Origin of the sequence: Pseudomonas sp. p1(2021b) (assembly GCF_020151015.1) — a bacterium.
GTDB classification, from domain to species: domain Bacteria; phylum Pseudomonadota; class Gammaproteobacteria; order Pseudomonadales; family Pseudomonadaceae; genus Aquipseudomonas; species Aquipseudomonas putida_K.
In genome coordinates this window covers 2,563,666-2,577,110 of the sequence record NZ_CP083746.1, presented here as the reverse complement: position 1 = coordinate 2,577,110, position 13,445 = coordinate 2,563,666, and the positions used below count along the sequence as shown (strand labels likewise).

General features: G+C 65.8%; 12 protein-coding genes. 4 read left to right on the top strand and 8 right to left on the bottom strand.

From position 1 onward, the window contains the following. Positions 1–2: 2 nt before the first annotated feature. On the bottom strand, positions 3–869 hold the full coding sequence (locus tag K8374_RS11870; protein ID WP_224459207.1) for a LysR family transcriptional regulator: 867 nt from the start codon (positions 867–869) through the stop codon (positions 3–5). A gap of 133 nt (positions 870–1,002) precedes the next feature. Here K8374_RS11870 and K8374_RS11865 point away from each other — a divergent pair, with 133 nt between their 5' ends. Continuing rightward, a complete protein-coding gene (locus K8374_RS11865; RefSeq protein WP_224459315.1) occupies positions 1,003–1,989 on the top strand; it encodes an NAD(P)H-quinone oxidoreductase in 987 nt (328 codons plus the stop codon). Between the two features lie 2 nt (positions 1,990–1,991). Here K8374_RS11865 and K8374_RS11860 read toward each other — a convergent pair whose 3' ends face one another. From K8374_RS11860 to K8374_RS11845, 4 genes are all read right to left on the bottom strand, one after another. Continuing rightward, positions 1,992–2,720, bottom strand: coding sequence for a PA1136 family autoinducer-binding transcriptional regulator (locus K8374_RS11860; protein ID WP_224459206.1), 729 nt, complete (start codon positions 2,718–2,720; stop codon positions 1,992–1,994). Further along, entirely contained in the window at positions 2,717–3,592 is an 876-nt protein-coding gene (gene hchA, locus K8374_RS11855; protein WP_224459205.1) for a glyoxalase III HchA, read from the bottom strand. Before hchA ends, K8374_RS11860 begins: the two co-directional genes overlap by 4 nt. Before the next feature lie 149 nt (positions 3,593–3,741). After that, positions 3,742–4,878 (bottom strand): glycerate kinase, encoded by a 1,137-nt coding sequence (locus tag K8374_RS11850; RefSeq protein ID WP_224459204.1) that lies wholly within the window; start codon positions 4,876–4,878, stop codon positions 3,742–3,744. 154 nt (positions 4,879–5,032) lie between these two features. After that, on the bottom strand, positions 5,033–6,130 hold the full coding sequence (locus K8374_RS11845; protein WP_224459203.1) for a sugar diacid recognition domain-containing protein: 1,098 nt from the start codon (positions 6,128–6,130) through the stop codon (positions 5,033–5,035). Positions 6,131–6,287: 157 nt separating this feature from the next. On the opposite strand from K8374_RS11845, the gene K8374_RS11840 reads away from it, so the two are divergent. The 3 genes from K8374_RS11840 to K8374_RS11830 all read left to right on the top strand — a co-directional run bounded on the left by K8374_RS11840 (position 6,288) and on the right by K8374_RS11830 (position 10,389). Further along, positions 6,288–7,616: an MFS transporter gene (locus K8374_RS11840; protein ID WP_224459202.1), complete on the top strand. Its 1,329-nt coding sequence runs from the start codon at positions 6,288–6,290 to the stop codon at positions 7,614–7,616. 95 nt (positions 7,617–7,711) lie between these two features. Then, on the top strand, positions 7,712–9,244 hold the full coding sequence (locus K8374_RS11835; RefSeq protein ID WP_224459201.1) for an FAD-dependent oxidoreductase: 1,533 nt from the start codon (positions 7,712–7,714) through the stop codon (positions 9,242–9,244). Between the two features lie 134 nt (positions 9,245–9,378). Beyond that, the gene (locus K8374_RS11830; protein ID WP_224459200.1) at positions 9,379–10,389 is read left to right on the top strand and encodes an aldo/keto reductase; all 1,011 of its coding nucleotides are present in this window, start codon (positions 9,379–9,381) and stop codon (positions 10,387–10,389) included. Positions 10,390–10,402: 13 nt separating this feature from the next. On the opposite strand, the gene K8374_RS11825 is transcribed toward K8374_RS11830, so the two are convergent. The 3 genes from K8374_RS11825 to hisN all read right to left on the bottom strand — a co-directional run bounded on the left by K8374_RS11825 (position 10,403) and on the right by hisN (position 13,309). Beyond that, positions 10,403–11,494 (bottom strand): metal-dependent hydrolase, encoded by a 1,092-nt coding sequence (locus K8374_RS11825; RefSeq protein ID WP_224459199.1) that lies wholly within the window; start codon positions 11,492–11,494, stop codon positions 10,403–10,405. Between the two features lie 112 nt (positions 11,495–11,606). Next, positions 11,607–12,338, bottom strand: coding sequence for a hypothetical protein (locus tag K8374_RS11820; protein ID WP_224459198.1), 732 nt, complete (start codon positions 12,336–12,338; stop codon positions 11,607–11,609). A 179-nt stretch (positions 12,339–12,517) separates the two neighbouring features. Further along, positions 12,518–13,309 (bottom strand): histidinol-phosphatase, encoded by a 792-nt coding sequence (gene hisN, locus K8374_RS11815; protein WP_224459197.1) that lies wholly within the window; start codon positions 13,307–13,309, stop codon positions 12,518–12,520. Positions 13,310–13,445 lie beyond the last annotated feature (136 nt).

Genomic DNA, 13,445 nt, shown 5'->3' with positions numbered 1-13,445 from the left:
CCTCAGCGCGCGAAGGCCCGGGCCAATTGCTCGATGATCAGGCGTATCCGGGCTGTGTGGCGAAGGTCCTTGTGGGTGACCATCCACACCTCGTAGAGATCCTTGCGCTGGCGCGCCGGCCATAGGCGCACCAGCCCGTCGCGCTCGCCCATGTCGATGGGGATCTCGCCGATACCCAGCCCTTCGGCGATGGCGCGGCGCACCATCAGGCTTGAGTTCACCGCCGCCACTACCCGCCCCTGGTCGATCGCCTCATCGACCAATGTCGGGACCGGCCGGTCGCGCCAATACGGCTCGTACATCACCAGATCGTGCCCGGCGAAACCGCTGCCCGGCACCGGCTCGCCATGCTGCTGCAGGTACTCGGCACTGGCATACAGCCCCATCGGCCAACTGGCGAGTTTGCGCAGGATCAGGTCCGGGTTGTCCGGACGCAGGTTGCGGATGGCGATATCGGTCTCCCGTTGCGACAGGTTGACCAGCTCCGAGGCGCCATGCAGCACCACGCGGATGTCCGGGTGCTCCAGGTGAAGCGCGCGCAGCGCCGGCAACACGAAGTCGCAGGCCAGCGAGTCGGTAGTGGAGATCCGTACCTCGCCCGCGCCTTCACTGTCGACCCCGCCGATACGTCGGGTCAGCTCCAGTGCGGCACTTTCGACCTTTTGTGCAAGCGCGAATGCTTCTTCGCCGATGCTGGTCAGCTGGTAACCCCCCGGGGTTCGCAGGAACAGGGTCGAGCCCAGATCCGCCTCCAGCGCGGCAATACGCCGCCCCACGGTGGCCTGGTCGATCCGCAACACCCGTGCGGCACGGCGCAATGTCAGTTCGCGGCCCAGGGCCAGCAGGATCCTGGCGTCATCCCAATTCATCGATGTTCTTCCTCGCAGCACATCTGCAACAAGGCGCCGCAAAATCGCCGCGCGCCCTCAACAACGCAGTTCCGTACCCTTTCATGCAGTCTCCTACACGAAAAGGCTGGAACCCATGAACAAACGCTTCGACATGATGGCCATCGAAATCAGCCAACCAGGCGCCCCCGATGTCCTCAAGCCCACTCGCCGGACCGTGCCCACGCCTGGCGCACGGGAGGTGCTGATCAAGGTACGGGCAGCCGGCGTCAACGGCCCGGACCTGCTTCAACGCAAGGGCCTGTACGACCCGCCCGCCGGCGCTTCGGACATTCCCGGCCTGGAAATCGCCGGCGAGGTCGTCGCCTTGGGCCACGAGGTTCGGCATTTTGCCATTGGCGACCCGGTGATCGCCTTGGTGACCGGCGGGGGCTACGCCGAGTACGCAGTCGCCGATGAGCGCACCACCCTGCACCTGCCCGAAGGCCTGGCAATGGTGGAGGCCGCCGCCCTGCCGGAAACCTTCATGACCGTCTGGGTCAACCTGTTCCAGCGTGGCGCCTTCAAGGCCGGCGAATCGGTGCTGATCCATGGTGGTGTCTCCGGCATCGGTACCACTGCGACCATGCTGGCCAAGACCCTCGGCGCCTCGCGGATCTTCACCACCGTGGCCAACCCTGAACAGCAGGCGGCCAGCCGGGCCCTGGGCGCCGATGTGGCGATCGACTACAACCGCCAGGATTTTGCCCGTGAAGTACTGCACCATACCGACGGCCAAGGCGTGGATGTGATCGTCGACATCATTGCCGGCGATTACGTGGCTCGTAACTTCCAGGCCGCCGCCTTGAACGGCCGGATCGTGCAGATCGGCGTGCTCAAGGGCCCCGCGCCGCAGCTGGACCTGTTCCCGTTGCTGACCAAGCGCCTGACCCTTGTCGGCTCGACCCTGCGCTCGCGCAGCGCCGACGACAAGGCGCAGATCATCGCCCAGTTGCAAGAACAGGTCTGGCCTCATGTTCGCAGCGGCGCAGTCAAACCCCTGATCTTCCGTACCTTCGACCTCACCGAGGCAGCCAAAGCCCATGCTTTGATGGAAAGTGGTCAGCACATGGGCAAGGTGGTGCTCACCGTCGACGCTTGAGTTCAATCGCCCATGTCCGCCAGCTCGCCGTTGCGCAAGGCGACCCTGACCGCTTGTGCGGTCGTATCGACGCCAAGCCGACGGCGTGCCGAGCGCAGGTGATTCTCCACCGTGCGCGGCGACAGGCCAAGGGTCGCGGCAATGTCGGCCTGGCGTCGCCCGGCAGCGGTCCAGGCCAGCACCTCCCGCTCACGCTCGGAGAGCTGACGCACATGGCTGTCGACCGGTGCCTCCAGTAAACGCCGGGCAGCCCAGAACGCCGCTGTCGCCAGCATGGTCAAGGCCAGCCGCTCACGTGGCGACGTGTCGATCCGTTCGCCGCCCAAGCTCATCGCCCCCTCCAACCCTGCCGGGCCGAACACCGGAACCTGCAGGCCATGGACGCCGGGGCCACCGGGTGCGCGCACTACCCGGTAGCGTTCGTTGCCGTCCACCGACACCTTGCTCCAGTAGAACGGTGCACGTGCGTGCAAGATATGGCGGGTCACCGGGCAATGGCGCACATAGGTTTCGGCATCCACCGGCGACTGGTCGCCGAACCAGTTGCCCTCGACCCAATGAATGCGCTCGACCACCTCGTCTCGCGCCGCTGTAGCGGAGAACAGCACGAAGCGGTCGTACCCCAGTGGGCTGGCGTAGCCGCGCACGGCGTCCTGGACGACCGTGAGCGCCGTGGCGCCCTCGATCGTCAAGGCGGTGGCGAATACACGCTCGACGAGTAGTCGGCTCATCCTGCGCCGACCTCCTCGAGCAGCGCGGCAGCCGCCAGCTTGCCGAGCGCGTTCCCGGCCAGTGGGCTGTCACCGGTGAGCAGCTTGCGGTCGCGCAGGGTCGCGCCAGAGATATCCTGGTTGACGATTTCCACCCCCAGGGCCTTGAGCTGCTCGCCGAACTTCCAGGTCAGGTGGCCGGGCATGTAGCCGATGTCGGGGGTCTTGGCGTCCAGGTCATCGGGGAAGGCGCAGATACGGTAGCCGTTGTAGATGCAGCTTTCGCGGGTTTCATCGAGCCCTGCAGCCAGCAGCGCGGCGGGCCCGTGGCACAGGGAGATCACGAACTTGTCCTGCGCTGCCGCCCATTGCAGCACCCGCTTGACGTCCCGGCTTTCAGGCAGGCCGATCAGGGCACCATGGCCGCCGGGGATGAACACAGCGATATAGTCCGAATCCGGGCCCAGTGCCCGCTCGATCACATCGGCAAGCTTGAGCGGCTGCTTGAACGCATCCCGGTAGCGGGCATACAGGCCCTTGACCTCCGCATCCTCCGAAGGCATCGCCCAGAACTCGAACTTCACCGGGTTGCCGGACAACGTCGCCACGTCGAAGGTGAAGCCGGCCTTGTCCAGGTGATACATCGGCAACAGGGTTTCCACGGGATGGTTGCCGGTAGAGAACATGGTGCCATTGTCGGTCAGCAGATAGCGCTCGTCGGCACCGATCATCAGCACCTTCCAGCGGCCGCCGGTGTAGGGTCTGGGGTAGTCGGCGCCACTGAGGTCGGACTTGGGCGCAGTGAACTGGCTGAGCGAATAAGGCGAAGGGAAGAACGCGTTGTCTTCGGCGGGGTCCGGTGTGGGGCGCTTGTCGTTCTGGGGGCTCGTCATGGTGTTCTCCAGCTGGGTTGGATTGGCGAAATCCATGCTAGGTGCCAGGTTGGCCGGCGACAATGAGGGTTTTCCCCCAATTCCGTTGACGCCAACCAGGCAGTCTAGCCCCGTGACAAGCTGCTTGCTGGGTGGTGGCAACCCGCGCTTCAGCGCCGCGCCACCTGCCAAAGCCTGGCAATGTCGGTCGCCCGCGCCCTGAGCAGTAGTCCGGCCTCGGCACAGGCCCGCTCCAGGGTCATCGGCCCACTGGCCAGGGCAAACGCGGCGTCGATACCGTGGGCGTAAAGTTGCTGGTAGCCCTCGCCGAGGGTACCGGCCAGCACCACCACGGGTACGCCATGGCGCTTGGCGACGCGGGCCACGCCCATGGGCGTCTTGCCGCGCAGGGTCTGGGCGTCGAAGCGCCCTTCCCCGGTGATCACCAGGTCGGCGCCTTGCACCAGCGCGTCGAGGCCGGCAAGGTCCGCGACCACTTCGACGCCAGGGCGGAAGCGCGCGCCCATGAACGCCTTGGCGGCGAAACCCATGCCTCCGGCCGCACCGCAGCCTGGGAAATCGCGTACATCTTCGCCCAGCAGTTGCGCGCAATGGTCGGCGAAATGCCCCAGGGCCTGGTCCAGCGCCTGCACTTGCTCTGGGCTTGCACCTTTTTGCGGGCCAAAGATCGCCGAAGCGCCATGGGGGCCACACAGGGGGTTGTCGACATCGGCAGCCACTTCCACCTGGACTTCCGCCAAACGAGGGTCCAGGTCGCTGGCGTCGATGTGCGCCAGGCCGGCCAAGGCCTGCCCGCCTTCTGCCAGCGGTTGGCCGTTCGCATCCAGCAAGCGTAAGCCCAGCGCACGCAGCATACCGCTGCCGCCATCGTTGGTGGCGCTGCCGCCGATGGCCAGGACGATACGCGTGGCACCGGCCGCCAGGGCGGCGGCGATCAGCTCGCCGGTGCCCCAGGTGCTGCTGCGGCAGGCGTCGCGCTGGCCGGTGGGCACCAGTTGCAGGCCGCTGGCCTGGGCCATTTCGATGATCGCCGTGCGGCTGGATGCCAGCCATCCCCAACCGGCTTCGACCGGCGCACCCAGCGGGCCACGCACCACCTGACGGCGCAGTTCGCCCTGGCTGGCGGCGAGGATCGCCTCCATGGTGCCTTCGCCACCGTCGGCCATGGGGCATTCGACCAGCTCCGCGTCCGGCCAGACTTCGGCCAGACCGGTGCCGATGGCACGGGCGACACCGGCAGCGTCGAGGCTGTCCTTGAACGAATCGGGGGCGATGACGACTTTCATGGGGATTCTCCTGATCCAGATAGCCCGCATGCTGACAGGTGTAGCGCAAGGTGGCCTCTGGCGAATGCACAAAAGCGTGGTGGTGGTGTTTGGGCGAATGCCTTCGCGCCAGCCTTGCCGGCGATCGGGCGGAGCACGCGCTACACAGCCAGGCCTATTCCGCCGGCAGCAACTGCAACCCCAAATACAAGCTCAGCATGCCTTCCAGCCGCAATGGGTCCACCTCGCCGACTTCGGCAATGCGCTCCAGGCGGTAGCGCAGGCTGTTGCGGTGAATGCCCAGCGCGTCTGCACAGGCCTGGCTCTGCCCGTCGTGGGCGCACCAGGCGCGTAGGGTCGCCAGCAATTGCCCGCTGGTGTCCTTGGCGCGGATGCGCTGCAACGGCTCGAGCAGTTCGTCCAGGGCGTCGTCGTTGCGGTGGCGCCAGAGCAAGGCCGGCAACCGGTAACGACCAAGGCTGAGCAGGCGCTCGCCTGGCAGCACTTCGCGGCCATAGGCCAGCAGGTCGCGAATCCGCCGATAGCCGCGGCGCAACTGCTCCAGGCTATGGGCCACGTTACCCAGGGCCAGGCGTTCGACCTTCCAGCCATGGCGCGCCAGGCGCTCCACCAGGCGCTGCTCGTCCAAGGCCACGTTCGCCGGGCGGCACCAGAGCAGCGAATGCCGTGCGGGACTGACGCACCAGCTGTCCGGGAAGCGACTCATCAACCAGCCAGCCAAGGTTTCCGCCGGTGGCCCGGACTCGAGCTCGAACAGGCAAGGGACCCGTGCCAATTGGGGTTTGAGCCCCAGCTGTTGGGCCTCGTCGAGCAAACGTGGCGAGTCGCCGCTGCTGCCCAGCAGCAAGGCCAGCAGGTCATCGCAGCGCTGGCGCCGCCATTGCTGCTCCACCTGCAGGTGGCGCTGGGCCAGGAGCATCTCGGCGGTCATGCGCACCAATTCGCCATAGGTGCGCAACTGCTGTGGGTCACCCGTCAGGCCCAGCACCCCGATCAGCCGGCCATCGAGCATCAAGGGCAGGTTCACTCCCGGCTGCACGCCCTTCAGGCACTTGGCCGCGTCCACGTCCAGCTCGACGATCCGGCCGTTGGCCAGTACCAGTTGCGCGCCCTCGTGGCGGGTGTTGATCCGCTCCGGCTCGCCACTGCCCAGGATCAGGCCCTGGCTGTCCATGACATTGACGTTGCACGGGAGGATGGCCATCGCCCGGTCGACGATGTCCTGCGCCAGGTCGTGGTCCAGTTCGAACATGCAAGGATCCTTGGTAGGCTTTGGTCGCCGGCACAGCAGGCCGTGCCAGAGGCTGTGCAAAAGCACAAAGACAGCCGCGCTGCGCTCACCGAGACTCGTCAGGGCGAGCGCCGGAACAGGCGACGCGGCGACAACCATAACAAAAGAGAACCCGATCATGGCATACAGCCCCGCCCCTGACCAAGGCAAAGACATCACCCGCGATGCGCTCTACCGGCGCATCACCCTGCGGCTGATTCCGTTCATTTTCATCTGCTACCTGTTCAACTACCTGGACCGCGTCAACGTCGGCTTCGCCAAGCTGCAGATGCTCGATGCGCTGCAGTTCAGCGAAACCGTCTATGGCCTCGGGGCCGGGATCTTCTTCATCGGCTACGTGCTGTGCGGCCTGCCCAGCAACCTGGCGCTCAACCGCTTCGGCCCGCGGCGCTGGATCGCGGTGATGATGATCGCCTGGGGTAGCCTTTCGACTTGCCTGCTGTTCGTCACCACCCCCACCGAGTTCTACGCCCTGCGCCTGCTCACCGGCGCCGCCGAGGCGGGCTTCTTCCCGGGTGTGGTGCTGTACCTTTCGCGCTGGTTCCCGGCCGACCGTCGTGGCCGTATCATGGCGCTGTTCATGTCGGCGATCCCGGTCTCCGGCCTGCTCGGCGGGCCATTCTCCGGCTGGATCCTCGACCACTTCGCCGCCGGCCAGCATGGCCTGGCCGGCTGGCAGTGGATGTTCCTGATCCAGGGCCTGCCCACCGTAGCCCTGGGTATCCTGGCAATCATGCTGCTCAGCGACGGCTACCAGAAAGCGGCCTGGCTGAGCCCAGCCGAACGCCAGCTGATCGAGGCCGACCTCAAGGCCGACGCCGCCTCCAAGCCAGCCGCACGCGGTGATGGCGTGCTCGCCGTGCTGGGTAACCCGCTGATCTGGACCTTCGGCTTCGTCTACTTCTGCATCCAGAGCGGTGTGTACGCGATCAACTTCTGGCTGCCGTCGATCATCAAGAACCTGGGCTTCGACAGCCCGCTGCTGATCGGTTGGCTGAGCGCCATCCCGTACCTGCTGGCCGGGGTGTTCATGATCGTCGTCGGCCGCTCGGCAGACCTGCGCAACGAACGCCGCTGGCACCTGGTGGTACCGATGCTGATGGGCGCCATCGGCCTGCTGATCGCGGTGAACTTCGCCCAGAACCCGACCATCGCCCTGCTCGGCCTGTCCATCGCCACCATGGGCGCGCTCACCGGCCTGCCGATGTTCTGGCCGATGCCGACGGCCCTGCTCAGCGCCAGTGCCGCCGTGGCGGGCCTGGCGATCATCAACTCGGTAGGCCAGATGGCGGGCTTCCTGAGCCCTTACCTGGTCGGTTTCATCAAGGACCAGACCGGCTCGACCGATGCCGCGCTGTATTCGCTGGCGGCCTTGATCGTGTTCGGCAGCCTGGTGGCGCTGCGGGTGACCCGTGCCGGCGCACTGAAAGCCGTGCGCGCCGACTGACAAGCTTGGGGTTGCGATCCCCGATCGTCGGTTGCCTGCACCCTCTACGCGACAACGGCGTCAAATGGACCTGAACGGTTCCCAGGAGACGCCCCATGACCCAGCACCGCGTGGCCCGCCTCGACCAGCTCGACGAACACAAGCCCCTGCGAGCCCAGGCCGGCAACGAAGAGATTATCCTCATTCGCCAGGGCGACCAGGTCCATGCCTACCAAGGCAACTGCCCCCACGCGGGCGCCCCGCTCGAAGAAGGCGCCGTGTGTGGGGGCCTGTTGGTCTGCCCTTGGCACAAGGCGGCCTTCGCCGTGGACGAAGGCGCCGTGTGCGAACCCCCGGCCCTGTCGGACCTGCGCCGTTACCCGGTGCAGGTCAAAGATGGCGAGCTCTGGGTCGATGACCAGGCTGTGCCCGAGAGCGACCCGCCCCGTCACAGCGATGCTCGCTGTTTCGTGGTCATCGGTGCGGGCGCCGCCGGCAGTGCGGCCGTGGCCACGTTACTGGGCCACGGTTTCGGCGGCCGTCTGGTGTGGGTGGACCAGGAACGCCAGCCCTCCTATGACCGTACCGCCCTGAACAAATTCGTCATCGCCGGGCAGATGCCACCCGACGAGGTCCCTGCCCTGCTGGACCCCGCCGACCTGCGCCGTGGCCACCTGGATCGTGTACAGGGCAAAGTGCGCATCCTGGATGTCGCCAAGCGCCAGGTGGTCCTGTCCGATGGCAAGCGACTGGACTACGACGCCGCCCTGCTGGCCACGGGCGGCAAGCCCAGGCGCCTCGACATCCCAGGTGCACAATTGCCGGGCATCTGCCTGCTACGCTCGCGCGAAGACGCCGCCCACCTGCTCGACGCCGCCGAGCCTGGCCAACCAGTGGTCATCGTTGGCGATGGCTTCATCGGCCTGGAGGCAGCCTCGGCCTTGCGCAAGTATGGTCTGCAGGTCCATGTGGTGACCCGTCATGACATTCCGTTGGCCAAACAGCTGGGCGAGCGTATCGGTCGCACCCTGCGTGAGCTGCACCAGCGCAAGGGCGTGCTGTTCCATGGCCCCACCGAGGTGCTGCGCTTCGAAGGTGCGGACAGGGTCCAGGCGGTGGTGCTGTCCAATGGCGAGCGGCTGGAGACGTCGCTGGTCCTGCTGGGCGTCGGTGTCAAACCGGCCACCGCCTTTGTCCATGGTCTGGTGCTGGCCGATGACCAGTCGCTGTCGGTGAACGCCGAGATGCAGGCCGCCGAAGGCCTTTGGGCCGCTGGGGACATCGCCACCTTCCCGCTCACCGGTCGCCCGGCGCGTATCGAACACTGGCGCCTGGCCCAACAGCATGGCGTCATCGCCGCTGCCAACATGCTCGGCGAGCAGCGCCGCTACGATGACGTACCATTCTTCTGGACCTACCAGCACGGGCGTACCCTGGAAGTGCTCGGGCACGGGCGTCACTGGAACCGCATCGAGTATGTCGGTGAACCGGAGCAAGGCAATTTCATCGCCTTGCAGTGCGTTGATGACCAGGTCGAAGCGGTGATCGCCAAAGGCTATTCCAGGGCCATGGCGGCATTGTCACAGCGCATGAAGCGCCCCTTGAGCAGTCGTGAGGCACGAGAATTGATCGATGCGTGGCCGGATTGAGAATCAGACTTAACCTACGCATGAGCAACCCTTGAAACTCAGGGAGAAGCCTTGTGGCTGACGGCCAAAGTCTTTTATTGCTGTGGGGATATGTGTAAAACAACCCGACACTCCCTAACAGAAGGCCCTCCAGCATGATCTACCGCCCCCTCGGCCATAGCGGCCTCCAGGTTTCCGCGCTCACCTTGGGCAGCATGATGTTCGGCGAGCAGACCAGCACCGAGGACTCGCTGCGCATCATCGACAAGGCCTGGGACCAGGGCATCAACTTCATCGATACCGCCGATGTCTATAACAATGGCCGTTCCGAAGAGATCGTCGGTGAAGCCGTGGCGCGCCATCGCCAAGACTGGATCGTCGCCTCCAAGGCCGGCTATGGCCCGGTGGACGGGGTGCCCAACCGCAGCGGGCTGTCGCGCAAGCACCTGTTCAATGCCCTCGACGCGTCCCTGACGCGCATGGGCCTGGACTACCTGGACATCTACTACCTGCACCGCGAAGACCACAACGTGCCGCTGGAAGAGACCGTGCGGGCGATCGGCGACCTGCTGCAGCAGGGCAAGATCCGCTACTGGGGCGTGTCCAATTTCCGTGGCTGGCGCATCGCCGAGATCTGCAACCTGGCCGAGCGCCTGGGCGTGGCCAAGCCTGTGGTGAGCCAGCCGCTGTACAACATCGTCAACCGCCAGGCCGAGCCCGAGCAGCTGACCGCCGCCGCCTACCATGGCCTGGGCGTGGTGCCCTTCAGCCCACTGGCCCGTGGCGTGCTCAGCGGCAAGTACGCGCCAGGCTCGACACCTGATGCCGGCAGCCGTGCCGGGCGACAGGACAAGCGCATCATGGAAGTGGAGTGGCGCCAGGAGTCGCTGGCCATCGCCCAGAAAATCCACGCCTATACCGACGCCAAGGGCGTGGGTATCGTCGAATTCGCCATCGCCTGGGTGCTGAACAATCGCCTGGTCAGCTCTGCGATCGTAGGCCCGCGTACCGAGGCCCAGTGGGACACCTACGCGGGTGCGCTGGAAGTGAAGATCACCGCCGAGGACGAAGCCTTCATCGATTCGCTGGTGACCCCAGGGCATGCCTCGACACCCGGCTTCAACGATGTGGCGCATTTCGTCACTGGCCGGTTGCCTCGTTCCTGATCCGATATCGCGCTCAGCGCTCTGCCTCGGCGGCCTGTGCCGGGCCCAGGTACTTCTGGGTCCAGGCCGCCAGCGGCAGGGGGGGTTGTTGCTCGACGATGCGCCGCCAGATCAGTGCCAGGTCCTGGGCGTTGAACATCGAGCCCACACCATCGCCCAGCCACAGCGTGGGGGTGCCGGCGGTCCAGTGGCCTGTGTCGTCACGGTGGGCCATGCTGAAGCGGAAGGTGTAGTTGCCCGGGATGCCCATGCGCAGGTCGGTCACCACCAGGGCATCGCCTACCACGTCATAGCGCAGCCAGCCATCGGTGAACCAGCGCAGGCGTTCGTGCAGCGGCACGCCGTCGAGCACCTTGGCCGCCTCCAGGTTCAACGACTGACGCTGCATTTCCGGCGGCTGGCGGTCGAACAGGCTGCTGACGCCTTCGTAGTAGTGCCCATCGGGCGTCTTGGCCAATACCCGCCATACCAGGCTGTTGAAGGCGAGCGGCACGGCCCGCACCTCGCTGACGGCGATGCCCTGCTGGTCCAGCGCGAACTGGAAGCGTTGTTCGGCCGCCATGCGCCCGGCCAGGCCAAAGCCCAGGTAGGCGGTGCTGAACACCAGCGCCAGGGTCAGCAGCGAGATCGCCCTGCCCTGCATCCCCTTGAACGCAGCGTACAGCACAGCGCCCAGTAACGGCACGGTGTACACCGGGTCGATGATGAACACCGCCGCCCAACTTTCCGGGGTCAGGTGCAACGGCCAGAACAGCTGGGTGCCATAGACCGTGAAGGCGTCGAGGATCGGGTGGGTCACCAGGGCCAGCCAGAACGCCAGGAACAACCTCGGCCAGCGGTAGCCCTTCTCGGGCCAGCGCCTACGGCCGATCGCACTCACCAGCCACGCCAGCAGCAAGGCCAGGCCGGTGAGCACGAAGATCGAATGGGAAAAGCCTCGGTGGAAGGTCATCTGCGAGACTGGGTCGGCGTAGCGAATGACCACGTCGAGGTCTGGCAGGGTGCCAAGGGCCGCACCATACAACAATGATCGACGGCCCTGGATGCGCCCCAGCACCGCACCTTGCAGGGCGGCGCCGAGGACGGCTTGGGTCAGTGAGTCCAAGGTATGAGTCCCTGAAAAGTCGTTTTCCGGAAGCTACCTTCATCCCGGCCGGCAGTGCAAACCTTATCGCAGGGGGAGGAAGCCGGTTGCGGGTTCGACACATGCAAAGGCGCTACTGCACCGGCAGGAAGTTCATCAGCAACAGGCTCTGGGCGTAGTTCAGGCCGATGCGCCGGTAGCGTTCGTCGAGCATCTGGGCCAGCAGGTCCAGCCGCGCCACGATCTTGCCGAACTCCACGGCGAAGCTCAGGTTGCTGCCTTCTTCGGAAATCTCGTTGGAGAACAGCAGCAACACCCCGTTGGCATCCTGGCGCTGGCTGAGCATCCAGGTGGCCTTCTCGATGTTGCGCGCAGCATTGTTGACGAACAGCGGGTCGATGGTGTCGGTCATATAGAACTCGGTGCGCCCGCCGTGGGCAGTGATCACCATGCTGCCGATGGCGTAGATGAACGCCCCTACCCGGTCGCCGCGAAATTCCGGGCTCAAGGCGTAGCTCAAGGCCGCCAGGTCACGGCGGTTGCCCAGCTGAGGCAAGGGCTGACGCTGCTCAATGGCCACGCGGATCTGCCGCTCGGCAGTGGCGGCATCGAGGTAGCCGGACAGTTTCCATTGGCTGGGGTTGCGCTGGTAGAGCTTGTTCATCAACAGGTACAAGCTCTGCAGGTTGTCGCGCATGGCCAGGGTCGCCATGCGATCGACGCTGGTCTGGAACAGCTCGCTGGGCTTGCCGTCACCGAACTGGGTGATGATGTCGCGGCCTTGCTCCTGGGTACAGGCGCACAGGGCGAGCGTGGCGCCTGCCAAGAGCAGGCGCAAGGAAGGTTTCAGCAGTGATACAACCATCGGCACCGGGGTCTGGGGTCAACGGCTGGGGCGGACATCGGCCCAGCCTGGCCATGGATAGAGCCCGTAAATGCGAAAAAGTGCGATGGTGGGCAACACGCCGGGACTACCTTGCAGCCCCAATCGCGATGCAAGACTCCCTCCAGGCCTCGCGATTGGGGCTGCAAAGCGCCCCGCTGCTACATGGCGTGACGCAACATCTCCACCACCTGCGCATGCAGCGCCGGGTCGCCACACGCCACCACGCAACCGCCATTTTGCGCCGAGCTGCCATCCCAGGCAGTGATCACCCCGCCGGCACCTTCGATGATCGGCATCAGCGCCTGCACATCGTACGGCTGCAGGCTGGCCTCGACGATCACATCGACGAAGCCCGAGGCCAGCATGCAATACGCATAGCAGTCGCCACCGTAGCGCATCAGCCGCGCCTTCTGCGCCACGGCTTCGAAGGCTGCCTTGCGCTCGGGCGTGTCGAACATGTCAGGGGTGGTGCACATCAATGTGGCCGCGGCCAGGTCGGCACAGGCCCGGGTCTTGAGCGGCGTACCACTGCGCCAGGCGCCGGCGGGGGTGCCGACGAAACGTTCGCCGGTGAAGGGCTGGTTCATCACCCCCACGACCGGGCGGGTACCGTCGTTCAGGGCGATCAGCGTGCCCCACAGCGGCAGGCCGGTGATGAAGGCGCGGGTGCCATCGATCGGGTCCAGGACCCAGGTCAGCGGGCTGCTGCCGACGGCCGCGCCGTGTTCCTCGCCGAGAATGCCATGCTCCGGGTAACGGGCCAGGATCTGCGTGCGCATGGCGTCTTCGGCGGCTTTGTCGGCCACGGTCACCGGATCGTACAGACGCCCGCCCTTGTCCTCGACGTCCAGGCTTGCACGGAAATACGGCTGGATCGCCTCGGCGGCGGCATCGGCCAACTGCTCGGCGAAGGCGCGGAATTCGCCAATCTGTTCAACGCTCAGGGACATGGATCGGGCCTCGATGTGGAGAAAGGGTTCGCATCATACCCCAGGTCCCGACGCGCCGGCTGGTCGGCCGGCAGGGTCTAGACTGAATGAGGGATTCGGCCATTTGGCCCGGACAACCAGCGCTGGCAGGAATGGG

Excerpts from the sequence above, each read along its gene's own strand:
- K8374_RS11870 (WP_224459207.1), bottom strand. The coding sequence starts at position 869 with ATGAATTGGGATGACGCCAGGATCCTGCTGGCCCTGGGCCGCGAACTG.
- K8374_RS11865 (WP_224459315.1), top strand. The coding sequence starts at position 1,003 with ATGATGGCCATCGAAATCAGCCAACCAGGCGCCCCCGATGTCCTCAAG.
- K8374_RS11860 (WP_224459206.1), bottom strand. The coding sequence starts at position 2,720 with ATGAGCCGACTACTCGTCGAGCGTGTATTCGCCACCGCCTTGACGATC.
- hchA (WP_224459205.1), bottom strand. The coding sequence starts at position 3,592 with ATGACGAGCCCCCAGAACGACAAGCGCCCCACACCGGACCCCGCCGAA.
- K8374_RS11850 (WP_224459204.1), bottom strand. The coding sequence starts at position 4,878 with ATGAAAGTCGTCATCGCCCCCGATTCGTTCAAGGACAGCCTCGACGCT.
- K8374_RS11845 (WP_224459203.1), bottom strand. The coding sequence starts at position 6,130 with ATGTTCGAACTGGACCACGACCTGGCGCAGGACATCGTCGACCGGGCG.
- K8374_RS11840 (WP_224459202.1), top strand. The coding sequence starts at position 6,288 with ATGGCATACAGCCCCGCCCCTGACCAAGGCAAAGACATCACCCGCGAT.
- K8374_RS11835 (WP_224459201.1), top strand. The coding sequence starts at position 7,712 with ATGACCCAGCACCGCGTGGCCCGCCTCGACCAGCTCGACGAACACAAG.
- K8374_RS11830 (WP_224459200.1), top strand. The coding sequence starts at position 9,379 with ATGATCTACCGCCCCCTCGGCCATAGCGGCCTCCAGGTTTCCGCGCTC.
- K8374_RS11820 (WP_224459198.1), bottom strand. The coding sequence starts at position 12,338 with ATGGTTGTATCACTGCTGAAACCTTCCTTGCGCCTGCTCTTGGCAGGC.
- hisN (WP_224459197.1), bottom strand. The coding sequence starts at position 13,309 with ATGTCCCTGAGCGTTGAACAGATTGGCGAATTCCGCGCCTTCGCCGAG.